Origin of the sequence: Companilactobacillus pabuli (assembly GCF_014058425.1) — a bacterium.
Classification (GTDB): Bacteria; Bacillota; Bacilli; order Lactobacillales; family Lactobacillaceae; genus Companilactobacillus; species Companilactobacillus pabuli.
In genome coordinates this window covers 1,614,351-1,639,646 of record NZ_CP049366.1, presented here as the reverse complement: position 1 = coordinate 1,639,646, position 25,296 = coordinate 1,614,351, and the positions used below count along the sequence as shown (strand labels likewise).

General features: G+C 36.8%; 28 protein-coding genes, 1 other RNA gene and 1 other annotated feature. Of the genes, 23 read left to right on the top strand and 6 right to left on the bottom strand.

What is annotated here, in order from left to right:
• The first annotated feature begins 190 nt into the window (after positions 1-190).
• Entirely contained in the window at positions 191-1,051 is an 861-nt protein-coding gene (locus tag G6534_RS07965; protein WP_059073743.1) for a GRP family sugar transporter, read from the top strand.
• 102 nt (positions 1,052-1,153) lie between these two features.
• Positions 1,154-1,957, top strand: a complete 804-nt coding sequence (locus G6534_RS07960; RefSeq protein ID WP_182082575.1) for an HAD family hydrolase — start codon at positions 1,154-1,156, stop codon at positions 1,955-1,957.
• 47 nt (positions 1,958-2,004) lie between these two features.
• Here G6534_RS07960 and G6534_RS07955 read toward each other — a convergent pair whose 3' ends face one another.
• Positions 2,005-2,304, bottom strand: a complete 300-nt coding sequence (locus G6534_RS07955) for a hypothetical protein (RefSeq protein ID WP_059073745.1) — start codon at positions 2,302-2,304, stop codon at positions 2,005-2,007.
• A gap of 216 nt (positions 2,305-2,520) precedes the next feature.
• On the opposite strand from G6534_RS07955, the gene G6534_RS07950 reads away from it, so the two are divergent.
• Positions 2,521-3,039 carry a hypothetical protein gene (locus G6534_RS07950; protein ID WP_059073746.1) on the top strand — a complete coding sequence of 173 codons (519 nt, stop codon included), beginning with the start codon at positions 2,521-2,523 and terminating at the stop codon, positions 3,037-3,039.
• A 33-nt stretch (positions 3,040-3,072) separates the two neighbouring features.
• Here G6534_RS07950 and G6534_RS07945 read toward each other — a convergent pair whose 3' ends face one another.
• The 5 genes from G6534_RS07945 to G6534_RS07925 all read right to left on the bottom strand — a co-directional run bounded on the left by G6534_RS07945 (position 3,073) and on the right by G6534_RS07925 (position 10,196).
• Entirely contained in the window at positions 3,073-5,157 is a 2,085-nt protein-coding gene (locus G6534_RS07945) for a KUP/HAK/KT family potassium transporter (protein ID WP_059073747.1), read from the bottom strand.
• Positions 5,158-5,281: 124 nt separating this feature from the next.
• Positions 5,282-7,702 (bottom strand): Xaa-Pro dipeptidyl-peptidase, encoded by a 2,421-nt coding sequence (locus G6534_RS07940; RefSeq protein ID WP_059073748.1) that lies wholly within the window; start codon positions 7,700-7,702, stop codon positions 5,282-5,284.
• 133 nt (positions 7,703-7,835) lie between these two features.
• The gene (locus G6534_RS07935; protein ID WP_059073749.1) at positions 7,836-9,179 is read right to left on the bottom strand and encodes a C1 family peptidase; all 1,344 of its coding nucleotides are present in this window, start codon (positions 9,177-9,179) and stop codon (positions 7,836-7,838) included.
• A gap of 24 nt (positions 9,180-9,203) precedes the next feature.
• On the bottom strand, positions 9,204-9,893 hold the full coding sequence (gene rpiA, locus G6534_RS07930; RefSeq protein ID WP_010018658.1) for a ribose-5-phosphate isomerase RpiA: 690 nt from the start codon (positions 9,891-9,893) through the stop codon (positions 9,204-9,206).
• On the bottom strand, positions 9,894-10,196 hold the full coding sequence (locus G6534_RS07925) for a GNAT family N-acetyltransferase (RefSeq protein WP_059073750.1): 303 nt from the start codon (positions 10,194-10,196) through the stop codon (positions 9,894-9,896).
• A gap of 131 nt (positions 10,197-10,327) precedes the next feature.
• Here G6534_RS07925 and G6534_RS07920 point away from each other — a divergent pair, with 131 nt between their 5' ends.
• The 20 genes from G6534_RS07920 to dnaX all read left to right on the top strand — a co-directional run bounded on the left by G6534_RS07920 (position 10,328) and on the right by dnaX (position 25,295).
• Positions 10,328-10,870: a dCTP deaminase/dUTPase family protein gene (locus G6534_RS07920; RefSeq protein ID WP_059073751.1), complete on the top strand. Its 543-nt coding sequence runs from the start codon at positions 10,328-10,330 to the stop codon at positions 10,868-10,870.
• 20 nt (positions 10,871-10,890) lie between these two features.
• Positions 10,891-12,261, top strand: a complete 1,371-nt coding sequence (gene radA / locus G6534_RS07915; RefSeq protein WP_059073752.1) for a DNA repair protein RadA — start codon at positions 10,891-10,893, stop codon at positions 12,259-12,261.
• Between the two features lie 14 nt (positions 12,262-12,275).
• Positions 12,276-13,565, top strand: a complete 1,290-nt coding sequence (locus tag G6534_RS07910; protein ID WP_182082574.1) for a PIN/TRAM domain-containing protein — start codon at positions 12,276-12,278, stop codon at positions 13,563-13,565.
• On the top strand, positions 13,546-15,042 hold the full coding sequence (gene gltX / locus G6534_RS07905) for a glutamate--tRNA ligase (RefSeq protein WP_059073753.1): 1,497 nt from the start codon (positions 13,546-13,548) through the stop codon (positions 15,040-15,042). The genes G6534_RS07910 and gltX overlap by 20 nt, the downstream gene beginning before the upstream one ends.
• 85 nt (positions 15,043-15,127) lie before the next feature.
• Positions 15,128-16,534 (top strand): cysteine--tRNA ligase, encoded by a 1,407-nt coding sequence (gene cysS / locus G6534_RS07900; protein WP_059073754.1) that lies wholly within the window; start codon positions 15,128-15,130, stop codon positions 16,532-16,534.
• Complete coding sequence (locus G6534_RS07895) at positions 16,527-16,940, top strand: Mini-ribonuclease 3 (protein ID WP_010018666.1); 414 nt, start codon at positions 16,527-16,529, stop codon at positions 16,938-16,940. Before cysS ends, G6534_RS07895 begins: the two co-directional genes overlap by 8 nt.
• Positions 16,921-17,697 (top strand): 23S rRNA (guanosine(2251)-2'-O)-methyltransferase RlmB, encoded by a 777-nt coding sequence (gene rlmB / locus G6534_RS07890; protein ID WP_059073755.1) that lies wholly within the window; start codon positions 16,921-16,923, stop codon positions 17,695-17,697. Before G6534_RS07895 ends, rlmB begins: the two co-directional genes overlap by 20 nt.
• Before the next feature lie 193 nt (positions 17,698-17,890).
• Positions 17,891-18,376, top strand: coding sequence for a sigma-70 family RNA polymerase sigma factor (locus G6534_RS07885; RefSeq protein ID WP_238788886.1), 486 nt, complete (start codon positions 17,891-17,893; stop codon positions 18,374-18,376).
• A 70-nt stretch (positions 18,377-18,446) separates the two neighbouring features.
• Positions 18,447-18,596, top strand: a complete 150-nt coding sequence (rpmG, locus tag G6534_RS07880; RefSeq protein ID WP_010018670.1) for a 50S ribosomal protein L33 — start codon at positions 18,447-18,449, stop codon at positions 18,594-18,596.
• A 13-nt stretch (positions 18,597-18,609) separates the two neighbouring features.
• A complete protein-coding gene (secE, locus tag G6534_RS07875; RefSeq protein WP_057812656.1) occupies positions 18,610-18,795 on the top strand; it encodes a preprotein translocase subunit SecE in 186 nt (61 codons plus the stop codon).
• A 95-nt stretch (positions 18,796-18,890) separates the two neighbouring features.
• The gene (nusG, locus tag G6534_RS07870) at positions 18,891-19,436 is read left to right on the top strand and encodes a transcription termination/antitermination protein NusG (protein ID WP_057812654.1); all 546 of its coding nucleotides are present in this window, start codon (positions 18,891-18,893) and stop codon (positions 19,434-19,436) included.
• A 119-nt stretch (positions 19,437-19,555) separates the two neighbouring features.
• Positions 19,556-19,978 (top strand): 50S ribosomal protein L11, encoded by a 423-nt coding sequence (gene rplK, locus G6534_RS07865; RefSeq protein WP_182082573.1) that lies wholly within the window; start codon positions 19,556-19,558, stop codon positions 19,976-19,978.
• A gap of 96 nt (positions 19,979-20,074) precedes the next feature.
• Positions 20,075-20,755: a 50S ribosomal protein L1 gene (gene rplA, locus G6534_RS07860; RefSeq protein WP_059073758.1), complete on the top strand. Its 681-nt coding sequence runs from the start codon at positions 20,075-20,077 to the stop codon at positions 20,753-20,755.
• A 34-nt stretch (positions 20,756-20,789) separates the two neighbouring features.
• Positions 20,790-20,909: a sequence feature (ribosomal protein L10 leader region), on the top strand.
• A 46-nt stretch (positions 20,910-20,955) separates the two neighbouring features.
• On the top strand, positions 20,956-21,462 hold the full coding sequence (rplJ, locus tag G6534_RS07855; RefSeq protein WP_057812651.1) for a 50S ribosomal protein L10: 507 nt from the start codon (positions 20,956-20,958) through the stop codon (positions 21,460-21,462).
• A gap of 38 nt (positions 21,463-21,500) precedes the next feature.
• The gene (rplL, locus tag G6534_RS07850) at positions 21,501-21,869 is read left to right on the top strand and encodes a 50S ribosomal protein L7/L12 (protein WP_059073759.1); all 369 of its coding nucleotides are present in this window, start codon (positions 21,501-21,503) and stop codon (positions 21,867-21,869) included.
• 69 nt (positions 21,870-21,938) lie between these two features.
• The gene (locus G6534_RS07845; protein WP_182082572.1) at positions 21,939-22,541 is read left to right on the top strand and encodes a class I SAM-dependent methyltransferase; all 603 of its coding nucleotides are present in this window, start codon (positions 21,939-21,941) and stop codon (positions 22,539-22,541) included.
• Positions 22,542-22,584: 43 nt separating this feature from the next.
• Positions 22,585-22,899 carry a hypothetical protein gene (locus G6534_RS07840; protein ID WP_059073760.1) on the top strand — a complete coding sequence of 105 codons (315 nt, stop codon included), beginning with the start codon at positions 22,585-22,587 and terminating at the stop codon, positions 22,897-22,899.
• A gap of 2 nt (positions 22,900-22,901) precedes the next feature.
• Entirely contained in the window at positions 22,902-23,378 is a 477-nt protein-coding gene (locus G6534_RS07835) for a nucleoside deaminase (protein ID WP_059073761.1), read from the top strand.
• 43 nt (positions 23,379-23,421) lie between these two features.
• Positions 23,422-23,504, top strand: an RNA gene (ffs, locus tag G6534_RS07830) — signal recognition particle sRNA small type.
• Between the two features lie 84 nt (positions 23,505-23,588).
• Positions 23,589-25,295, top strand: a complete 1,707-nt coding sequence (gene dnaX / locus G6534_RS07825; protein ID WP_059073762.1) for a DNA polymerase III subunit gamma/tau — start codon at positions 23,589-23,591, stop codon at positions 25,293-25,295.
• Position 25,296 lies beyond the last annotated feature (1 nt).

The following is a 25,296-nucleotide window of genomic DNA, read 5'->3' as shown; positions in this document are numbered from 1 at the left end:
TCTAGATGAGTTTCACACATTTTTTTGTGCCAAAAAGACTTATTTAGCTAAATTTGTTCGTAATAATATTCATTTTTTGTCTGAGTAATAGATATTGTATGATGAGAAACACAGTTCCTTATATATGAAATATATGCCACGTTAAAAAAATAATTATTACTAATATTCGCTTGCTGAAAAGGAGTTTGCTATGAATATTTTAATTGCTTTAATACCAGCCTTGGGTTGGGGTTTCATGCCAATCATCACTGGAAAAGTGGGTGGCTCTCCAGTTAATCAAATGTTTGGTATTGGTGCCGGGGCAACTATTGTCGGATTGATTTCCTACTTAGTTACTCAACCAAGTGTTAGTACACAGGCTTTCTGGTTCTCTGTCTTATGTGGAGCCTTATGGACTATCGGTCAAATCGGTCAGTTCATTTCTTTCAAGCGTATCGGTGTATCTGGTACAGTTCCCTTGTCAACAGTTTTTCAACTAGTTGGTAATTCAATTATCGGGATGTTGATTTTTGGTGATTGGAATAGTGCTCATGCCAAAATCATCGGAATCACAGCCTTATTGATCGTCGTCGTTGGTGCCTTATTGACATCAGTTACTGACAGTTCAACATCTCAAAAGATGGAATTTAAGGATGCCTTATTCCTTCTATGTACTACAGTAGGATTTTGGATTTATTCTTCATTTCCAAACATGTCAATTGTTAAGAATGAAAGCAGTACAGGGATTTTCCTACCTGAAATGTTAGGTATCTTATTAGGTGCTATTATTTATGCCTTGTTTACAGATCGTAATTCTTTCAAACAAAAGCAACAATATCAAAATATTATTGCCGGTATTGCTTGGGGAATCGCGGCTTTTGCTTATATTTTCTCAGCTAAGGCTAACGGTAATACATCAGCCTTCATCTGGACTCAATTAAATGTTGTGATCGGTACATTTGGGGGAATTATCGTCTTGCATGAACATAAGAGTCACCGCGAGTTGACCTTTACGATTTTAGGTATCGTTTTAATCGTTATCGGTAGTGTCGCTACATCATTTGCATCTTAAACTAGCAGCTAATCAGTCGATTGGCTGTTTTTTTATGCCTTTGTAGAAAAATGTATTCGCTTCCATTATAATGAGAATTAACTCAAAGTAGGAGGAATGATTTTGATCAAACATATTTTTTCCGATATGGATGGAACTCTTTTACAAAGTGATTGTAAAATCAGTGAAAACAACGTCCAAACTATTAAGGAAAGTCAAATTCCATTTACATTAGTTTCTGCCCGTTCACCAATGGAAATGACCGAAGTCATTGATAAACTTGACTTAAATGAACCCCAAATTGGATTTAATGGTGGATTGATTTTTCAAAAACAAGATCAAGGGTTGAAAATTCTCAGTGAACACACATTAAATATTGATAGCGTAAAGAAAGTGATTGCTTTAGTCGATCAACAATTTCCTAAAGTTAGCCGAAGTTTTTACGATATTGACACTTGGTATGTCGATAAATTCGATAAAGGTGTTAAATATGAGCAAGAAATGGGAGGGCAAACACCGAAATTAGTCGATTATGTTTCTTTGTTAAAACAACCTGACATAAAAGTCTTTAAGATTATGTTGTTGTCATTTGATGCGCTTGAAATGAAACAATTGATTGAAAAATTGGAATCTATTAACTCTGGCGATATGAGCATTAAGCAATCTGGTGAATATTACCTCGAGATTACTAGTCATTTAGCTCAGAAGTCACGTGGCATCAAATACATTCAAGACTTAGAAAAGTTGCTTAAAAAGGATATGGCGGCTTTTGGCGACGGTTTCAATGATTTGTCGATGTTAGAAATGGTCGGGACGCCAGTTGTCATGGATAATGCCTTGGAAGGCGTTAAAGAATATGGCAAGTACATTACGAAGAATAATGATGAAGATGGTGTAGCCTACGGTATAAAAATGTTTCTACAATAACGCAAAAAAGGTCTTACTAGAGTGAAAAATTCTAGTAAGACCTTTTATTAATTAAGCATAGTAGCTTTTAACATATGCTTTTGTAAGTATTGAGATTCACCATACCCAGTGTTGAGGAATGAGAATTTTTGAGCCTTATAAATAAAGTTGACACGGCCTTCGCCATAAAATTTATCGATAGTTAAGTCGGTGATCTCTGAAAAGGGAATAACGATATGACGTAAAGCTTTCATACCTCTGACTAGAGTCATTGATAATTTATCTTTTCCAAATTCGTAATCAACGTACCCTTTAAATACTTTTGAATCACGATCAGTAATTTGAATATAAGTGAACATAATAATCACTTGCTTCCTTCTACAATCATAATTAATCAACGACAAATAAATTAATATCATTGATTAACTTTAATTATATTTAGCTAATGAAAAAACGAAAGATTGTTAACCCTTTCTATTACAAGTTGTCTATTTCAGAGCAATTTCTTTGATATAACGGTTATTTTAATTTAAATTTATTAACGAAATAATAAATGACTAAGAATTTAGAAGTAGGCGATTAAGATGGAAAAAAGTTTTGCAAGAAAATTGAATTGGAAACCATTGTTGAATAGTTTGATCTTTGGAGCCGCCATTGGTTCCTTTGTTTTTATTGTTTCTAAACATGATTTAACTATGGGAATAATCTTTGGCCTAATAGGATTTTTGATTCAAAGCATAGTGATTTATCCACGCTATTTGCCTAGTCTCTATGGACAATGGAAAATCACAGAAGGAAATGTTTCTTACTATGATTACAGTACTTGGACTAAAAGGATTCAGGCAATCTTTTTACCATTAGCTAAGAAACAAAAAGTAATTTCCTTCGATGATATTTTGTCCTATTCATTGGTCGTAACTAAGAAATCTAACAAGTGGACGCCGCATTATATCGTCTTGAAAGTCGATGATGGACATGATGTGGCTCTGGATTTATCTTGGAACCTATTGAAGTCGGGCGCCCCACAAAAAGATGTTGAATGGGTAGTCGATTTTATTACTAATAAGTTAAATCAAAAAACAGTTAAAGTCTTACAAGCATAGAAAAAAGCCCTCACAATTTGTGAAGGCTTTTTGTTATTCGTCGTCATCGTCATCGATTTCGTCGTCAATTTGAATATCTTTCAAAGCAGAACGATCTTTTCTAACAAGACGTAAACGATTAAGTGATACTTTACCAAGAACTAATGGAACACGCTCTTCAACAACATCACTATAAGAAAGTCCAAACCAAGTAGCAGGTGAGATGAACTTTTGTAAAATCAAGCGCATATTAATGATGCTCTTGTTCAAACTACTGATCTTAGTGTCTGGTGAAATAACTTCTTTGATAATAACAAAGGAGAAGTCACCAACTTCACGATCTGGAATAGTTGTATATTTCTGTGGTTGTGGTTTGATTTCACCGTTTGACATCATGTCATTAACAACTTGACGAAGGTAAACATTAACCTTTTGATCAACCCTAAATCCTAAGTAAAGCTGTACGCTGACCATGTAGTCAGTATCGAAAGTTTCGACACTATAAGCAGCCGTATAAGGTTCATCGGTAACATTAACTGTTACGAACCAATATACTTGAGCACGTTTTGGACGCTTATCAAGAATTGAATAAAGAATGTTTTTCTTAATACGATAACCATCATGAATCTTAGTCAAATAAACTAAGTTAGTTGTATATAGTGGATAACTAGGATCTTTTCTCAAGTCGTTTAATTGATGTTTAAAAGCTAGTAGGGAAACGAAATGGCTTCTAAATGTATTGTCATCCTTGAGTCTTTCACCGTATCTCCAGACGAACATAACGATAATAAGTAAAGCAGCGATGAACATTGTAATGTAAGCACCGTGAATGAACTTACTACTGTTAGTTACGAAGAAAATACTTTCAATGATGAAGAAGAAACTGATGATAACGGTAGTAAAGAAGCGATTAGCACGTTTCATCAACAACCATTGATGCAAGAGGATCGTAGTCATTAACATAGTAATAGTAATTTCTAGACCATAAGCATTAGACATATTTTCTGAAGTTTTGAAATAGAAAACGATGAATAAACAAACGACCCAGATAATTGAGTTGACAGTTGGGATATAAAGTTGGCCCTTGAAGTTTGTAGGATAATAAGTCTTCAAACGAGGGAACATTCTCAACTTCGTAGCTTCTGATACTAAGGTATATGAACCAGAAATCAAAGCTTGAGAAGCAATGATAGCTGCCATGGCTGATAAGAAGATTCCAAAGAGTCTAAAATCGGCTGGAATGGATTGGTAGAAAGGATTCATTGAAGAACCCATTTGTTGCAAGGTGTGGTTATCACGAACACCAATAATCCAAGCAGCTTGACCTAAGTAACTAAGTAATAGACAAATTTTTACAAAAGGCCAACTAGTATAAATATTAGGACGACCGACGTGTCCCATATCGGAGTACAGAGCTTCGGCACCAGTAGTAGCCAAGAAGATACTACCTAGGATGAAAATCCCTCTGATGTTGACAGGACTTCTGAGTAATTCAAAAGCGTAATAAGGGTTCAAGGCTCTGATGATAGTCCAGTCTGAAGACAGATTGAAAATACCAATTACACCTAAGAAACCAAACCAAATCAACATGATAGGACCAAAAGCACGGCCGATAAGTTGTGTCCCAAATCTTTGAATAAAGAAGAGGGTCGACAAGATGATGATTGTTACGATAATAACTTGGTTTTGAGTACTGATTAAGATCATATTATTGATTTTAATCCCCTTTAAACCTTCAATCGCAGCAGTAACAGTAACTGCTGGAGTCATCATTCCATCGGCTAAGAAAGTTGCTCCACCAATCATCGCTGGAATGATCAACCATTTAGCACGTTTTCTAACCAAGGTGTAGAGGGCAAAGATACCACCTTCACCACGGTTATCGGCACGTAGAGCAATCAAAACATACTTGATTGTCGTTACCAAAGTCAGTGTCCAGAAAATTAATGAAACACTACCTAAAATAAAATTAGTGGACATTTTTTCTAGTCCACCATTCCCAACCATCAAAGAATGCATAACATATAGAGGAGATGTACCAATATCCCCATAGACGATTCCTAAAGCAATTAGGAATCCAGCTATGCTCATCTTTGAATGGGGGTTATTTTTCAAAGAATTCAGTTGTGTCTTTTCCATATAAATAATCTCCAAAATTAAACAGTTCAACCGGAATTATAACATTGAAATTGATAGTATGAAACCACATAATTTTGGTCTAGTGAGATTCCATATATATCAAGGCATTTATGAACTTTTGGTACTATTTGTGAATTGGAACGATCAATGATGAATCCTTGGTTTGAACTGTATATTTAATGTCTTGATTACCACGAACCGTCGTTCCAAAATCAGTTGCGTAGACAATCAATCCAAGTTGATGCCCCTTTAATAGTTTATAAAATGTTGGTTGTAATTCAACATTCACATTATAGAAAACATCTGGTTTTAGTTCATCTACTTTATAGTTATTTTCTCGATTTTGTAAATTAAGATGACCTTTAGATATCATTTTGAAAGGAGTTTCTTTGTCATAAGTGAATTCACGTAAGTCATCTTCACGCCAGTCAAAAGTTCCCGCTAGGCTATTTTTGGAAAGTAGTGTAGGTGAAACGTTTAATCGCTTAGCTGATCCATAGTCGACTAATTGAAAACTCAAAAGGCCGATATTTTGACTTGAAGAAACTTTCAGATTGACTAATGTTTTACCATCAATCGTTAAATCATTGTCTAATGGTGCCGTCTTAAAGAGCAGGCGATTCTTAAGTAACTTCTCATTAGAAGATAGTAGTTCATTTTCCCAAGTATCGTTATGCTTAGCGTAAAAATCAAAAGACCTTTTGTCTAATTGATCATTAAAGGATAGTTCTTGCTCTTTTGAAGCATCAGTAGTTAGTTTATCATTTGATAAATTATATTTAATTTGCTCATTTTCACTGTTAGCCCAATCTTGATAAGCATTCCAAGTTTCTGTTTCAGTGTTGTCTTGAATGATAACGTTAGGGATGATTTCCTTAGCTTGATTATCTACTCCAAGCAACTCATGAGTGAGCCATAAGTTGATGATATCGTTATAGTCGATTGATCTAAAAGCGTTGATGTAAATATGTTGACCTTGATGTAAGATTAATTTTTGTGTAACGCCGTTATGTTTGATTCCGTTCCACAAACGTTCAACATTTCGTGGCTTAACATTCCAGTCATTAAGACCGTGAACCATGAAGACATCAGCAGTGATATTCTTGAAGTTTTTGTGGTAATTTCTAGCATCCCAGAAGGTATTGTAATCACCAGTTGTTCGATCTTGTCCGTGATTGATTTTTTCAATTTGATTTTTCCAAATATCTTTAACATTGTGAAAGTCACCCGGTTGAAGACGGCGACTGAATGTTTCCTCGGCTAAGACATCAGCATCTTCGCCAGGGAATCCACCAGGGGCAACGACAAGTCCACCATCACGGTAGTAATCATACCAACTAGAAATAGCAGCCTCACTAATGATTGTCTTTAAGCCGTAAACACCAGTTGTAGCTGCAGCAGTAGCCAAAGTCCCTAAATATGATCTACCCGTCATAGCGATACGTTTATTAGACCACCAAGCCTTAATTTCAATATTGTCGATTCGATTTGTAAAGGCAGGTAGTTCACCAGTCAACCATTTGATGATAGAAATAGTTGAAGTAGTTTCGTCAGGGTCACCAGTAGTTCTTAGACCTTCGGAATCTTTAGTACCAATTCCCGCCATATAGACGACCGCAAAACCACGAGCTAGAAAATAATCATTCATTGTATAAGAACTTTCACGAGAGAAATCCTCTTCAGCTCGCTTGGTTTGCCCGTTAACGACACGTGGGTGAGGGAGTTTTGTTTCTGGTGCATGATACTCAATATCACTGTATTGTAAGTTGTTAGGTTTTTTATGTTGAAGCGTTACGTTAACGTTATGAGTTAATTTTTCGCCGGTTTCGTCGTTAGTTCCTTGATTGTAAGGACTGGCTGTGTAAAGAACTGGTACTTTTAAGCCATTCTCAGTAGCTTGAGGACGCAATACCTCAGCTTTTAACAAATCACGTTTGCCGTCATGGTCGGTATCTTGAGGAGATTCAACATAGACGACTTCACGAATTAGTTTATGTGGATCAAAGACAGGTAAAGTTTTGCCATTGAAAAGTAAGGGATGGTTGACTTTGCCATAAAATCTTACAAAAAATCCTTTGGTGGCTAGAAAGTCGATGAAGGTTTGACCATTTTTGTTGTGAGTGGCTAATAACCAGTACCAAGCCGATTTTAATTCATCGATTGAAAATGAATCGGTATTGTGGTCGGCAATCATTAATTGGATTTTCTTCATTGCGCCTAACGGATCACTAAAACTGAAATCTACATCAGGATTGAATTTTAATAATTGTAAGGCGACATTATAAAAAGCACTGACAGAAACATTTGTTGCAGAATCTAAGTATTCGTTTAAATTCAAAGAGTCAGTTGCCATATAGGTTTTTAATTTTTCCTCAAAAGCTGATGATGTTTTAGCTTCTAAAAAACTTTTACTTAAAAAACTTTTCCATAATTTAATAGGGTCGGTCTCTGATTCGTTATCTTTGTCTAGAAAGCCGATTGTTTGAAGTTCAACCAATTGATCTTTGTATTCAGTTGGACGAATTGCAAATTGATTATTTTTCATTAAACAGACAACTCCTTCTTTGATATTAATTTCATTATAAGACAGTGAAAGGGTTTTACATAGGTATTACGATAGAATTTGGGTACACAAAAACCTCGCTAGAATATTCTAACGAGGTTAATTTACTTAATAGTTAAGCAAGAGCACCCATTGGATCCCATGGTGCAAGAACTTTAGGTTCTTTGGATTCTTTTTCGAAAGTATCCTTTAAGTCTTCTGGTAAGTACTTCTTGTTGATGACTAGTTGATAAACGTATTCGTCAAACCATGAGTCGCTCATAACAAAGTAACCCTTGTTTCCGACTTTTTCACCCCATGAGTTTTCAACTTTCCACTTCAATGGGTTGCCGTTTTCGTCCAAATCAACACCAGTAATAACCATAGCGTGTGTCATCATGCTTTCAATGTAATCAAGACGTTCTGCTTTAGTCATTGAAAGATCAGTGTTTAATAAACCTTCAAGGTCATAGATGTTTGTGTCCATAATACCAATCTTACGATCAGAACTTTGACCAACGTCACTACCGAACCAAACTGTCTCACCAGCTTGAAGTTGTTTGATGGCAAGTTTCTTGAAGTCATTGATTTCAAGATTCAAGTGACGAACTTGACGGCCGCCAACGACGTTGCCAAGCATTTCAACGGTATAAACGTGGTTGTATGGCTTGTCAGCCGTTGGAGCGTTGATAGTTGAGATGTAGCTGTCTAAGTCCCAGCCAACGTATTTCTTGAAGAATTCTTGAGGTGTAATACCAACTTCTTTGTGATAGTTCTTATCGTCATCACGGTAAGCCCAGTCAAATTTAGTTGGAGGAACGCCAACTGTGTAAACTAAAATCTTGTAGATTTCGCTTAAAAGTTCATTCTTTTTACGTTCGATATCTTCTTCTGATTTGTTGTCGTTAACTAAGTTACGTAAGATGATGGCACCTTTACGTAATTTCTTGTTAAGAACGTTGTTTAGTTCAGATGAATTCTTACGACTGAAAGTATCTGGCATAACGCTCTTAGGAACTAGTCCATATTTTTGAACGAGTGCCATGACCATATCCCATTGACCACCGTCTTGTTGAGGTGTTGTCATTAAGAAGTCGACTTTACGGTCACCAGTTGGAAGAGCAGCAGTGTTAATAACGTTTTCGAAGAAGTAGTTAGATTTTTCTAACTTATCCCAGAAAAGCATGTAGCCTTGTGATAGTTCAAAACCTTTGATTTTGAATTCATTTTGAACAGGGTGTCTCATAGTATTCAAAGCAGCGAAGACCCAGCAGAGTCCAGAACGCATTTGGTCAGCAACTTTACCAGTATCTAATTCAACTGAAAAAGTTGGATCCATAGCAATTTTAGATTCGATAGTTTCACTTGATTTGAAAAGTCCGTTGTTGATTACAGCGTTTTTAATAGCTGCAGAAGCTGGTGTCTTTTCAAATGCTGTTTGAAAGTTAGTTAAATCTGATGATGTAATTTCTTTAGTCATGCAATATTCTCCTCTGTTTGAAATTTATCTAATATTATCGATTACCTTTGGACCATCCTCGTAACCGACGATAATAGTATTAACTATATCAAGAAATAGGCCATGTGCAACTATTCCAACTTGATGATCTAACCAATCAGCTAGAAGATGAGGATGATTGATCGTACCAACTTTTAAGTCGATAACGTAATTTTTATTGTGAGTTAAGACGCGTTTGCCATTTTCATCGAGACGGAATTCTGGCTTTAAATCTTCTTTTTGCAAGTCTTCAAAAGTCTTCTCGCAACCAAATGGAATTACTTCCAAAGGTAATGGGAAACTGCCTAATGTGTCAGCCATTTTTGATTGGTCAACGATCCAAATATTTTTAGTTGAGTTAGTAGCGACCATTTTTTCTAACAAGTGGGCAGCACCGCCACCTTTGATTCCTTGATAGTTTTTGTCGATTTGGTCAGCACCATCGATTGTTAAGTCGATGTGATCAACGTCGTTCAAATCTTTGGTTGGAATGCCTAGGGATTGAGCTTGCTTTTCAGAACGGGATGAAGTAGTTACTGCTACGATATTCTTGATTTCACCACTTTGATATCTCTTGCCCAATTCTTCAATCATGTAGTAAACAGTAGAACCTGTACCTAGACCAACTACGGTGTCACTCTTGATGTAATCGACTGATTTAACACCAACGGCTTTCTTTAATTCATCTTGATTCAACTAATTTTCCCCCTTCAATAGCTCTTGGTAATTATCAGCTAAAAGAAATCTAATTTCTGGCTTCTTTTCAAAAGCAGCTTTGGCATATTCACAAACTGGAACTACCTTGAGACCTTTTAAATCGGAAAAATCCAACATAGCATTCAAAAGTTTACCAGCTAGACCTTGACCTCGATAATTGTCGTCAACGTAAGTGTGGTCGATTGAGACAACGCCATCTTTAACAGTTGAGTAAGTGATCTCACCAATCATTTTGTCATCGTCTTCAAAGTAAAAACGACCGTCCTCATGTTTCATTTCCATATAATTACCTCCTGCTAGATTAATTTAATTTTATATTACTCTATTATAAGTAGAAAGTCAGTGTAATGAATAGTTTTATAGCGCCTAAAATGCTATTATTTTAGTTATCTAATGCTGAAGGAGTTTTCGATTTGACAAAAAAACGTGGATTTGAAATTGTGAAGAAATACGAGGGACGAGGTATTAATTTGCCAGTTCGTCAGACTAAAAACGCTGCTGGTTATGATATTGAAAGTGCACAGGATTTCGTGGTGCCTTCAATTTGGAAATTTGGAGTTTTAAATGTTTTGAAATTTATTTTGAATAAAGGCAAGATGGATGACTCAAAACTTGCTGAAGTTCAAAAATCAATCAAGCCAGTTCTAGTTCCAACTGGTATCAAAGCTTACATGCAAGATGACGAAGTTTTGATTATTGCCAGCCGTTCAAGCAATCCTTTGAAACGTGGACTTTCAATCCCTAATGGTATTGGTGTAGTTGACGCAGACTACTATAATAATGATAGTAATGAAGGTGAATTGTTTGTTCAATTGATCAACTTTTTCCCAATGGATTATAAGGTCAAAAAGGGTGAACGATTGGCGCAAGGAATTTTCATTAAATATCTTACAACCGATGATGATGAAGGTGGATTAAAGAAACGCCTTGGTGGATTTGGTTCTTCAGGAATATAATTAAGAAAGGAACTATTTTATTGGCTAAAGCTAAAACAAAATTCGTATGTCAAAATTGTGGTTACGTTTCACCAAAGTATTTAGGTCGTTGTCCTAACTGTGGCGTTTGGAATCAAATGGTCGAAGAAGTTGATCAAGCAACTGTCAAAGCCAGTGTCACACCTAGTCGTCGTGTCAGTGATTTGGAATCTAAACCAGTTAAAATTGGGGATGTCTCTTTTGAAAAAGAACCTCGAATCAAGACTGATATGGATGAATTGAATCGAGTTCTTGGTGGCGGAATCGTACCGGGTTCTTTGATTTTAATTGGTGGAGATCCGGGAATTGGTAAATCAACGCTTTTGACTCAAGTTTCAGGACAACTTCAAAAGACCGGTGGCAAGGTTTTGTACGTTTCTGGTGAAGAGAGCGCTTCACAAATTAAAATGCGAGCTGATCGTCTAGGCATTAAGGGTGATAACTTGTACATTTACCCACAGACTGATATGAGTTATATTCGTCAAACCATCGATGATATGAAGCCAGACTTTTTGATTATCGATTCGGTACAAACAATGGATGAACCAGAAATTTCTTCTGCTGTTGGTAGTATTTCACAAATTCGTGAAGTAACGGCAGAATTGATGAATATCGCTAAACAACAAAATATCACCGTCTTCGTTGTGGGACATGTGACCAAGGGTGGTGCCATCGCTGGACCAAAGATTTTGGAACACATGGTAGATACAGTTTTGTATTTTGAAGGTGACACTCATCACAGTTATCGAATCTTACGTTCAGTCAAGAATCGTTTTGGCTCAACTAACGAAATCGGTATTTTTGAAATGCGAACGAAAGGATTAGTTGAAGTAGCTAATCCTTCGGAGATTTTCTTGGAAGAACGTTTAGCTAATGCCAATGGTTCTGCGGTGGTAGTTTCAATGGAAGGAACGAGACCAATTTTGGTTGAAATTCAATCTTTGATTACCCCAACTGTTTTTGGTAATGCTAAGAGAACCGCAACTGGTTTAGATCATAATCGAGTTTCAGTTATTATGGCGGTACTAGAAAAACGTGGTAATTTGATGCTCCAAAATCAAGATGCTTATTTGAAATCAACTGGTGGCGTAAAATTGGATGAGCCTGCAATCGATTTGGCTTTAGCAATGTCAATTGCCTCCAGTTACAAGAATATGGGTATACCTGGAACTGATTGTTTCGTTGGCGAAGTCGGTTTGACCGGTGAAGTTAGACGAGTCAATAGAATCGATCAACGCGTTAATGAAGCAGAAAAGCTTGGTTTCAAACGAATCTTTATTCCTAAGAATAATCTTGGTGATTGGTCCAAAAATAATAAGATTCAAATCATCGGTGTCAGTACCGTGTCAGACGCTATGAACAAAATATTTTAATTAAGGAGGTTTTTATGCGAAAAATTGTAATAAATATAGTTTTCGCTTTGCTAGGTATTGCAGTCGGAATTACGATTTTGCCTAGTTTGTGGGAAATTTTCGGTTTAGCAGGAATTGCTTTTATCAACAACGGCTATTTTGACGGACTTATTGGATGTATTATATTTTATTTTTTGTCGTTCTTGTTTGTTAGACCAATCATGGAATTAAATCAAAAAATGGAAAAATATCTAAACTCTAGATCCCCCGGTTGGATTATTTATGGAGCTAGTTTCTTAATCGCAGGTCTAGTTTTAGCTAACATCATTTCAATTCCGTTTTACATGATGCACAATATGTTTTCTAATGTGATTCCGGTAATTTTAATGATTGTCTTTGGTTGGATCGGTTTTCGTATGGGAACTAGTCGTCGAAATGATTGGACTAATTTCTCTATTACTAAACGAAACAACAAAACTAATGATAAGAGCGACCAGATTGCTTCTGAAGGTGAAGTAACTCGTCGTTCTGCCAAAAAAGAATTTTATCCATATAAGATTTTGGATACTTCAGTAATTATTGATGGTCGGATTCATCAATTGGCTGAAACTGGATTTTTGGAAGGTAAGTTGATGATTCCGGACTTTGTTGTTCATGAATTGCAACTAATTTCCGATTCCAGTGATAGTCAAAAACGTGAACGCGGACGTCGTGGTTTGGACATTTTGAACGAAATGAAGATGGATCAAACTATTAATTATGAAACAACAACGCGAGATTATGATAATATACCAGAAGTTGACATGAAATTACTTAAATTAGCCAAAGAAATTGGTGGTGCCGTCATGACAAATGATTATAATTTAAGTAAGGTAAGTGAATTTCAAAATGTTCAGGTACTTAACATTAACGAACTAGCCAAAGTCTTGAAACCAATGATTTTGCCAGGAGAGGCAATGACTGTTAAAGTTATAAAAGAGGGTACTGAAAGAGAGCAAGGTGTCGCATACCTAGAAGATGGTACGATGGTCGTTGTTGAAGAAGGTAAATACTTTATCAATAAAGACGTCGAAGTCATCGTAACTAGTGCATTGCAAACTGATGCTGGTAAAATGATATTTGCAAAACCTAAACATTCAATACATGGTATCCAGGAAAAGAGTAGTGCCAAGGAGAATTCAAACAACCATAACGGCAACAATAACCATAATGGCGGCAACCGCAATAATGGAAATCGTAACCGTAACAATGGCAACCGGAATTCGAATAAAAACAACTCGAGAAATAAAAGGGGAGAACACAGAAATGGCAAAAAAGTCAGATAATAAAATTCGTGTAAGATATGCACCAAGTCCAACAGGTCACTTGCACATTGGGAATGCTAGAACAGCTATCTTTAACTACTTGTTCGCACGTAGTCACAAGGGAACTTTCGTTATCCGTATTGAAGATACTGATACAAAGAGAAACGTTAAAGGTGGAACAAAGAGTCAACTAGAAAACCTAAAGTGGCTTGGCGTTGATTGGGATGAAGGTCCAGATGTCGGTGGTGACTATGGTCCATATCGTCAATCAGAAAGAAAAGAAATTTATCAAAAATACATTGATGAATTACTAGAAAAAGGTTTAGCTTACAAATCATATCTGACTGAAGAACAACTACAAGCAATGCGTGAGGATCAAGAAGCTCACGGACAAATGCCTCATTATGAATATGAATTTGAAGGTATGTCTGACGAAGAAAAAGCTGCTAAGATCAAAGAAGCAGAAGATGCTGGTGTTCAACCAGTTGTTAGATTCCACGTACCAGTTGGTAAGAACTACGAATGGGACGATATCGTAAAGGGTAAAGTTTCAATCGGTTCAGATACTATCGGTGGCGATTGGGTTATCCAAAAGCGTGACGGTATGCCAACATACAACTTTGCGGTTGTTATTGATGACCATTTGATGGAAATCAGTCATGTTCTTCGTGGTGATGATCACGTTGCTAACACACCAAAACAATTGATGATTTACGATGCCTTAGGCTGGGAAGCTCCAAAATTTGGTCACATGACATTGATCATCAATACTGAAACTGGTAAGAAGTTAAGTAAACGTGATGAATCAATCCTACAATTTATCGAACAATATCGTGAATTAGGTTACCTACCAGAAGCTATGTTTAACTTCATTACACTTCTTGGTTGGTCACCAGTTGGTGAAGACGAATTATTCACTCGCAAACAATTCATCAAGATTTTTGACGAACACCGTTTGAGCAAATCACCTGCTAAATTTGACCAAAAGAAACTAGAATGGGTCAACAACCAATATGTTAAGCACGCTGATGTTAGTGAAATCACTGACTTAGTACTTGCTAACTTGATTGAAGCAAAACGAGTACCAGCTGATCCATCAACTGACCAAATTCAATGGGTAAGACATTTGACAGAACTTTACATGCCACAAATGTCATACACACAACAAATTATCGATTTGGCTGATGTCTTCTTCAATCAACCAGAACATCTAACTGATGACGAACAAAAAGAATTAGCTGACGATGATGCTAAGACTGCTATCGAAGACTTGAAAGGTAAGTTAGAAAAATTACCACGCTTCACAGCTGCTCAAATCATGGATGCTATTCAATCAGTTCGTGCTGATACTGGTGTTAAGGGTAGAAAACTATACATGCCAGCTAGAATTGCTGCTACTAGAACAATGCATGGTCCAGCAATCGCTGAAACTATCGAATTGTTTGGTAAAGATCAAGCTCTTGCAAATATCGACAAGACTTTGAATGAAATGAAATAAAGCGCGAAAAAACTAAAAGAAAAGAAAAAGAGGTTGAAGGAAAACTTAGTTTGCCTCCAAGCTCTTTTTTATATAGGTGAAGATTATGTTGAAAATTTTCAATACATTGACCCGTGAAAAAGAAGAATTTAAACCAATAACACCTAATCAAGTTAATATGTACGTCTGTGGACCGACTGTGTATAACTACATTCACATTGGTAACGCTCGTTCGATCGTAGCGTTTGATACAGTTCGTCGTTATTTGGAATTCCTAGGTTACAAGGTAAAATTCGTATCTAACTTCACTGATGTCGATGACAAAATGATTAAAGAAGCTAATCGTGAAGGAATTACCGTCCCAGAAGTAGCTGATCGTTTTATCAAAGCCTTTTATGAAGATATTGCAGCTATCAACGTGCAAAAAGCTACTATTAATCCCAGAGCTACTGATAACATTCAAGATATTATCGATTTCGTTAAAGTTTTGATTGATAAAGGCTATGCTTATGAATCTGACGGGGATGTCTTTTATCGAGCTAGAAAGTTCAAACATTATGGTGAGCTTTCTGACCAAAATATCGATCAATTAGTTGAAGGTGCCAGTGAACACATTGGTGAAGCTGAGTTCGATAAGAAGCAAGATCCAATTGACTTTGTTCTTTGGAAAAAAGCTAAACCAGGCGAGATCAAATGGGATTCTCCTTGGGGTGAGGGTCGTCCAGGTTGGCACATCGAATGTTCAGTTATGTCAACTAAGTATTTAGGTGAAACTTTTGACATTCACGGTGGTGGTCAAGACTTAGAGTTCCCACACCACGAAAACGAAATTGCTCAAAGTGAAGCTAAGACTGGTAAGAAATTCGTTAACTATTGGATGCACAATGGTTTTGTAACTGTCGAGAATAACGAAAAGATGAGTAAGTCACTCGGTAACTTTGTCACGGTTCATGATTTGGTCAGAAAGACTAATCCGCAAGTTTTGAGATTCTTCCTTTCATCAACTCATTACCGTCGACCACTCGAATATTCCCAAGCTAATTTGCAAAAAGCGGCTGACAATTTAGATAAGATTAAGACAGCTTACAACAATTTGAAATTTAGATTAGATGATGCTAAGGATACAGATGACGAAGAAATCGTTACTCAAACCCAAGATATTATCGAAGATTTCAAAACGGCTATGAATGATGACTTTAACGTTCAAAATGGTTTGACGGAAATCTTTAATTTGGTCAGTTTAGCTAACAATTACTCATCAAGAGATACAGTTGCTAAAAATGCTGTAAATGTTATCCTAAAAGCTATGGCTGATTTGACAAGTATTCTTGGAATCAACTTGGATAGTCAACAAGACCTTTCTGAAGAAATTCAACAAATGGTCGATCAACGTGACCAAGCTCGTGCAAACAAAGATTTCGCTACGAGTGATAAATTACGTGACCAACTAAAAGATATGGGCGTAATCTTAGAAGATACCCCTCAAGGAACACGGTGGCATATTAATGACTGATGTTAAGAAATTTAACGGTGTAACTTTGGCCTATTTAGGCGATGCGGTTTATGAAGTATTTATTCGTGAACATTTATTGTCTAAAAATATCGTCAAAGTAAATGAATTACAACACCAAGCCAAACATTATGTATCAGCGAAAGCTCAAGCTTCATTGATAACTTTGATGCTCGATAACGATGTTTTGACTGAACAAGAAGTAAGGATTTATAAGAACGGGCGTAATGCCAAGAAGCAAACTAAAGCAAAGAATACAAGTGTTGTCACTTATCATATGTCCACTGGTTTTGAAGCCGTCTTTGGTTACTTGGATATTACTGGAGACAAAGAGCGTGTTAAAGAACTTGCATTGTGGTGTATAAATGAAGTAGAAAGTGGTGCAGCAGATGACCGGAAATTCGAATAGAAATAATAACAATGAAGAAAAAGAATTAGTTTATGGAGTTCATTCAGTAATTGAACTATTGAAGTCTTCAACAGCTGATCAACGTGTCAATAAAGTTTTAGTTCAAAAAGGACTTTCAAGTGAACACATCGCAGAAGCTATCAAATTAGCTAAGCGTGACCGTTTGATCGTTCAAGAAGTACCTAAGAACAAGTTGGACGATATTAGTGAAGGCGGCAATCACCAAGGAATGGCAGCTTACATTGCCCCTTATCAATACGCTGAAATGAAAGATATCTTTGACAATGCTAAGAAGAAAAATGAAGATCCCTTTATTTTGATTTTGGATAAAATTGAAGATCCCCATAACCTCGGTTCAATCATGCGTACAGCCGATGCCGTAGGCGTTCATGGAATCATCGTGCCAAAGCATCGTTCAACTGGACTTACTTCAACGGTTGCTAAGACTTCAACTGGTGCTATCGAACACGTGCCAGTAGTCCGTGTAACTAACTTAGTTAACACAATCAAAGACTTGAAGAAGAAGAATGTTTGGGTCTTTGGTACAGCTATGGAAGGTGACAATTATCGTAACTGGAATGCCAAAGGAGCAGTCGCTCTGATCATTGGTAACGAAGGTAAGGGAATTTCACCACTAGTTCTCAAACAAGCTGATCAAACTTTGAATATTCCGATGGTCGGACACGTGCAAAGTTTGAATGCTTCAGTTGCGACTGGTATTTTGTTGTACCAAGCTTTTGCTTCAAGAAATGCGTAATTTATATTAAGCGAATGATTAAATTTCATTCGTTTTTTTTGTAAACAAATGTTCTCTTTTAATGCAAGAAACAGCAATGTTATTCTAAAAATATAAGATTATTCCCACAACAACACGCCAAATGTATAGCCTAGAATCACTATGGATTGAACAAGTCAGAACTAATAGAGATTCATCAGCCCTAGATAAACTAGTGAAAAAATATCATCCGATGATTGATAATTTAGCTAAACATTACTATATCGTTGGCTTTGATCGTGAAGACTGGTATCAAGAGGCTTTTATAATTTGTTATGAAACTTGCCAAATTTTTGATGGTACCAGTGGTTCAAAATTTGGTAGCTTCTTTAAGATGAAATTTGAACGACGAGTTATTGATTTGATCAGACGTGAAAATGCGAGTAAGAGAAAAATCAATGGGATGACTGAGCCCTTAGAAGTTCATCCGAATCAACGGCCAATTGACGGTCATCGTTATTTAATAGAGGTAAAAGATCAAGTTGAAATTTTGACTGAAAAGATGAGTAAACTGGAATTAACAGCGATGCAATTCATTTTAGGAAAGATAACTATGGACCAAGCTTGTAAGAAAGAATCGTGTACTCCTAAAAAAATTCAAAACGCAATTTATCGCTTGAAGTATTTGATTTTAAAGCAAGACGATTCTGATTTGTCATGAGTTTGCAATGGACAAACAACCTTCCAGAGTTTACAATTAATAAGATTAAGAATAGATTTTGGAGATAAACATGGGATTAAGAAAAGTCGCATTAGCTTGCACTGTTTGTGGTTCACGTAACTACACAATCAGCGAGAACCCAAACCGCACAGAACGTCTAGAAGTTAAAAAGTTCTGTAAGCACTGTGGAAAACACACGTTACATAAAGAAACAAGATAAGCTGGAGGAACAAATGAAACTATTTAAATTTTTTGGTAGTGTCAATAAAGAAATGAAATTAGTTGTTTGGCCTACATTTAAAGAAAACAGACGTGATACATGGACTGTTATCGCTACATCACTAATGTATGCAATCTTCTTTGCCGTAGTTGATTGGGGTCTAATTAAATTATTACAAACCTTTATCATGGGTAAATAGATTGTAAGAATGTCAAAAATTTGCTATGATATTAGCAATCAGAAAAACTTCGACTGTGGTTCGGAGTTTTTTTATTTTGAATTTTGGAGGAAATTATGGCTGAAGCTGGCGAAAAACAATGGTATGTTTTGCATACCTATTCAGGATATGAAAATAAAGTTAAGGAAAATCTAGAATCACGTGCTCAATCAATGGGTATGGAAGATTACATTTTCCAAGCAGTTGTTCCTGAAGAAGAAGAAACAAAAATGAAAAACGGTAAAGAAAAGAAAGAAATGGAAAAAACTTTCCCTGGTTACGTTTTAGTACAAATGGTTATGAGTGATGAGTCATGGTTTATCGTTCGTAATACACCAGGCGTTACTGGATTTGTCGGCAGTCACGGTTCAGGTAGTAAGCCTGCACCACTATTACCCGAGGAAATTGATAGCATCATGAAGCAATATGGCATGAATGCTAATAAGCCATCTGACTTTGAAGTTGGCGAAACAGTTAACATCACTGATGGTGCCTTTTCAGATACAACTGGTAAGATCACAGAAATCGATGATGAACACAGAAAACTTAAAGTTGACGTTGATATGTTTGGTCGTATGACTTCAGCTGAACTTGATTTCACATCAGTTGAAAAACAAAAATAGTTATTGAAAAGACTAGTAGGCCGTGCTACTATATAACGGTATGTTTTTGACACATACATGTGGGAGAGAAAATTTTTATTCTCATCATGACCACATCACGGAACAAGGAGGTATGCACCGTGGCTAAAAAAGTTGCTAACGTAGTAAAATTACAAATCCCTGCTGGACAGGCTACTCCAGCTCCTCCAGTTGGTCCTGCACTAGGACAAGCTGGTATTAACATTGTTGCCTTTACAAAGGACTTCAATGCACGTACACAAGATCAAAAGGGTATGATTATCCCTGTTGTTATCTCAGTATACGAAGACCGTTCATTCGATTTCGTTACTAAGACACCACCAGCTGCAGTTCTATTGAAGAAAGCTGCTGGCGTTGAAAAGGGCTCTGGCGAACCTAACACAAACAAGGTTGCCACAGTTACTGAAGACCAAGTTCGCGAAATTGCTGAAACCAAAATGAAAGACCTAAATGCTGCAGACGTTGATGCTGCAATGCGTATGGTTGCTGGTACTGCAAGAAGTATGGGCTTTGAAGTAAAGTAAAAGACTAGATTGAGCAGTTTACAAAGAATGTGAAAACATTCTTAACAAGTGGGAGGGGAAAACCCCGTAAGACCACAAAGCAAGGAGGAACTTAGCATGGCTAAGCATGGAAAAAAATATACAGAAGCATTAAAACAAGTAGATAAAAACAAAAGTTATACTGCTGAAGAAGCTGTAGAACTATTGAAGAAAGTTGACTACGCTAAATTCGATGCAACTGTTGAAGTTGCTATCAATTTGGATGTTGATCCTAAACAAGCTGATCAACAAATTCGTGGTGCTATTGTACTACCTAACGGTACAGGTAAAACTCAAAAGGTTATCGTCTTCGCTGAAGGACAACAAGCTAAGGATGCAGAAGCAGCCGGCGCTGATATCGTTGGTTCAGACGACCTTGTAGAAAAGATTCAAGACGGCTGGTTAGACTTTGATGTTGCCGTTGCTACACCACCTATGATGGCCAAAGTTGGTCGTTTGGGTCGTGTTCTTGGACCTAAAGGTTTGATGCCTAACCCTAAGACAGGTACAGTTACAATGGATGTTACAAAGGCTGTTAATGATATTAAAGCCGGACAAGTTACATACCGTGTAGATTCAAATGGTCTTATCCACGCACCAATCGGTAAGATGTCATTTGATACAAACAAGTTAGTAGAAAACTTCAGTTCATTCTACGACACAATTGCTAAAGCACGTCCTGCATCATTGAAGGGTAACTATATTGTCAGTGTAAACATGACATCTACATTTGGACCTGGTCTAAAGATCAACGCTTAATAAGTGTTGACTAATTACCAAAATAATGATAAATTATCATAGTTGATTTCTACCGAAGACTCAGGTGATGAAAGTCTTAATATCCTGCCGAGGCCAGAAGATTATTTCACTTAATCTCTGTGTCCTTAGGGCACAGAGATTTTATTTTTAGCCGAATTTGTAGAAGATTAACTAAAAAATTGTGGAGGTGAAACGTAATAATGAAGCAAGAAGTATTAGCACAAAAACAAGCAGAAGTAGATGAAATTGCTAAGCAACTTACAGGCGCAAAATCAGTAATCGTTGTTGATTACTTAGGTCTAACAGTTGAACAAGCAACTGAAATGCGTGCTGAATTACGTGAACAAAATGCTACTATGCAAGTTGTTAAGAATACAATCTTGAGACGTGCAGCTGAAAAAGCTGGTGTTGAAGGTCTAGAGAAGTTCTTCGTTGGACCTACAGCTATCGCTTATTCTGAAGAAGATCCTGTTGGACCTGCTAAGATTGCTGCTAAGTTTGCCAAAGATGTTGACGCCGTTGAAATCAAGGGTGGAATCATCGAAGGTAAAGCTGCATCTCTTGACGAAATTCAAGAATTAGCTACATTACCAGACAGAGATGGCATGCTATCAATGTTGGTATCTGTATTACAAGCTCCTGTACGTGACTTTGCTATGGTTGTTAAAGCACTCGCAGACAAAGAAGACGACGGACAAGAAGCTTAATTAACTAAAAAAACTCATAATATTTGGAGGATACAATAATGGCTTTAGATACACAAAAGATTATCGATGATTTAAAAGATGCTTCAATTCTAGAACTTAACGACCTTGTTAAGGCTATTGAAGACGAATTTGACGTTAAGGCTGCTGCTCCAGTTGCTGCTGCCGGTGCTGCTGGTGGCGACGCTGCTGCAGAAAAGGACTCATTTGACGTTGAACTTACAGAAGCAGGTCAAGAAAAGGTTAAGGTTATCAAGGAAGTTCGTGGTATCACAGGACTTGGCTTGAAGGACTCAAAGGACCTTGTTGATGGTGCTCCTAAGGTTATCAAGGAAGGCGTTGCTAAGGCTGACGCTGACGACATGAAGGCTAAACTAGAAGCTGTTGGTGCAACAGTTACATTGAAGTAATACACTTTATGTTAAAATTAATCCTCGTAAGAGGATTTTTTTTTATCCAAAAAAGGAAGGATGAAACCTATGGCTAATCAATATTTTGAAAATACTCCTAGTGTGGAGCATGAAGTTAAGAATTTCAATTTTACTTTGCGCAAACATAATTTGGATTTTATGTCTGACAGTGGGGTTTTTTCTAGACAAACGATTGATTACGGTTCGCGAGTATTAATTGAAGCAATTGATTTCCAGAACATTCCTAATGGCAATATCTTAGACGTTGGCTGTGGCTACGGTCCGATCGGTTTGGCTTTGGCTAAAGAACAGACAAAACGTGACGTAACTATGGTTGATGTTAATCTAAGAGCATTAGATTTGGCTAAGAAAAATGCCGACAACAATCAAATTAAAAATGTTGAGATCTTTGAATCAGATACTTACGATAAGGTATCAGGCAAGTATGCATTGATCGTTTCCAATCCACCAGTTCGTGCTGGTAAAAAAGTTGTCAATTCAATTTTAGCTGACTCAAAGGATTATCTCGAACCAAATGGTGAATTATGGATCGTCTTGCAAAAGAAACAAGGTGCTCCTTCAGCTAAAAAACTAATGGATGCAACTTTTGGCAACGTTGAAGTGGTTACACGTGATAAAGGATATTATATTTTGAAAAGTAAATTGATTTAAATTACTCCTGAATATGGTATATTCATGTTGGAGGCGTTTACTTATGAAGAAAAAAATCGTAATTGGAATTATTATTTCTGCAATTTCTGCAGGTACAATTTTAACGGTATCATCTGTAATTCATCTTTTGAAAAATAAGACGGTTCAAAAAGATCGTGCGAAATTAGAAGAGTATGTTGATAAATATCTTCACGGTAACGAAAAATTAATGGCTTTTGTCGGTACATTATCCGATGATCAAGTACGTGAATTGATTGATATCTTGGAAACTTTGAAAAAAGAACAGGAACAATTAAAACTCAAAGCACCAGTATTTCCCAAATATTTAGAAAAGAAAGTAACTAATTTAATCGGTTAAAAATGATATTTTCAGAAGATAAAATAAATGAGTACATGGATTTAGCATTAGAGGAAGCAAAAAAAGCTGAATCAAGAAGAGAAGTTCCGATTGGTTGTGTCATAGTGGACAACCAAACCGGAGAAGTGATTGCTAGTGGTTCAAATGAACGCGAAGAAACCCAAAATGCGATTAAGCATGCGGAAATCATTGCAATTGAAGCGGCCTGTGCAAAAGTTGGTAGTTGGCGTTTGGAACACACGAGTTTGTTTGTCACGCTGGAACCTTGTCCAATGTGTGCGGGTGCTATCATCAACAGTCGTATCGAAGAAGTTATTTATGGTGCCAAGGATCCTAAAGCAGGGTCAGTTGGTTCTATCAATAATTTGTTGGCTGAGACCCGCTACAATCACCAACCAGAAGTGCTGAGTGGGGTCAAAGACCAAGAGGCAGCTGACTTACTTCGCAATTTCTTTCGAGAAATTCGTCGCAAAAAGTAGAAAAAATTTGTAATTTATAGTATCATAGTTATTGCCGTAAGGCCTTAGGGCAATGGTGCTCTTGTGAATCGTGTCAGGTTCGGAAGAAAGCAGCACTAAGTAAGGTGTACCATGTGCCTTTTGTTATGTATATTAGCCTCCTAATCTATTCCGGATTAGGAGTTTTTTTGTGTTAAAATTTACATATCAGATTTTTTTGAAGGAGAAAAAATGGCATATCAAGCACTTTATCGAGTTTGGCGTCCCCAAACTTTTTCTGACGTAATTGGCCAAGATGTCATTACTCAGACCCTGAGAAATGCGGTGGCTAGCAATATGACTAGTCATGCGTATTTATTCAGTGGGCCACGTGGTACTGGAAAGACATCCTGTGCAAAGATTTTAGCTAAGGCAGTCAATTGTCTTAACCCCCAAGATGGCGAACCTTGTAATGAATGTGAAATTTGTTTGGCAGCAAATGAAAATCGTTTAAATGATGTGATTGAAATTGATGCCGCCTCAAACAATGGTGTCGAAGAGATCCGTGACATTCGTGACAAAGTTAAATACGCTCCAACTGAAGCCAAATATAAAGTTTATATCATTGATGAAGTTCATATGCTTTCTCAAGGTGCATTCAATGCCTTACTGAAAACATTGGAAGAACCACCAGCAAATGTTATGTTTATTTTGGCAACAACCGAACCGCAAAAGATTCCCGCAACAATTATTTCTAGAACGCAAAGTTTTAATTTCAGAAGAATCTCTAAACAAGATATCCTGAAACGAATGACTTTTATTTTAAATGATAAGAATATTAAGTATGACGAAGAAGGATTGGACATTATCGCTGCTTCTGCTGAAGGTGGAATGCGTGATGCTTTGAGTATTTTGGACCAGGCTTTGTCATATGGCGATGATGAATTAACGCTTAAAAATGCCCAAGAAGTAACCGGCGCTTTGAGCAATGAACAGATTGTTTCTTATATGACGGCTATCGCTGAAAATAAGCCTGCTCAAGCTTTGACGAGTTTGTATCAAATCTTAGAGAGTGGTCGTTCAGCTTTACGATTTACAGAGATGATCATTCGAGTTTGTCGTAATTTGATTTTGTATAATTCCAATTCTGATTTATCTAATCAGATGGATAGTTCAGTCATGACCAAAGAATTGTTGGCAATTGCGGATAAATTTGACAATGACCGCTTGTTTTATATCGTTGATCAAGTTAGTGCAACCCAAAAGAATCTTAAAAATTCCAATCAAACTGATATTTATATGGAAATTTTGACAGTTAAGATTTCTGAGCCTAAGGTAGCTAAAACTAGTGCTCCAGAAGCAGAAGCGCCAGTTGAAAATGAAGTCATCGATAAATTGCGTGATGAAGTTTCTCACCTACAAAATGAGGTCAAAGATTTGTCTAGTGGGGCAGTCGTTCAAAAGAGCAGTTCAAAGCCTAAGCCTCATCATCGTGCCAACAACAATACTCGTTTGAACAAGACAGCAATTTATAAAGTTCTCGGCAGTGCTACTAAGAATGATTTGGCAGCGGCTAGAGATATGTGGCCCGAACTAATGAGTATGCTTTCAATTTCACAACGTGCTATGATGAGAGTCGCACAACCAGTTGCTGCATCTTCAGAAGGTATCGTAGTCGCTTTTGATTACGCTATGTGGTTCGAACAAGTTCAAGATGATAGTGACTTTTTGCAGTCTTTGACCGACAATGCTAGTAGGTTGTTGAAAAAAGATTGTCAAATAGTTCTCGTGCCTAAGGTCGACTGGCCTAAAATAAGAAAAGAATATATTGATAATAATATTGATTCAACCAAGAAAAACACGGTAAAATCTAATAAAGAAACTAAAAAAACTGATCCCACCGTTGATGAAGCATTAAAATTATTTGGTGACGATATAGTTGATGTAAAAAATGACTAGG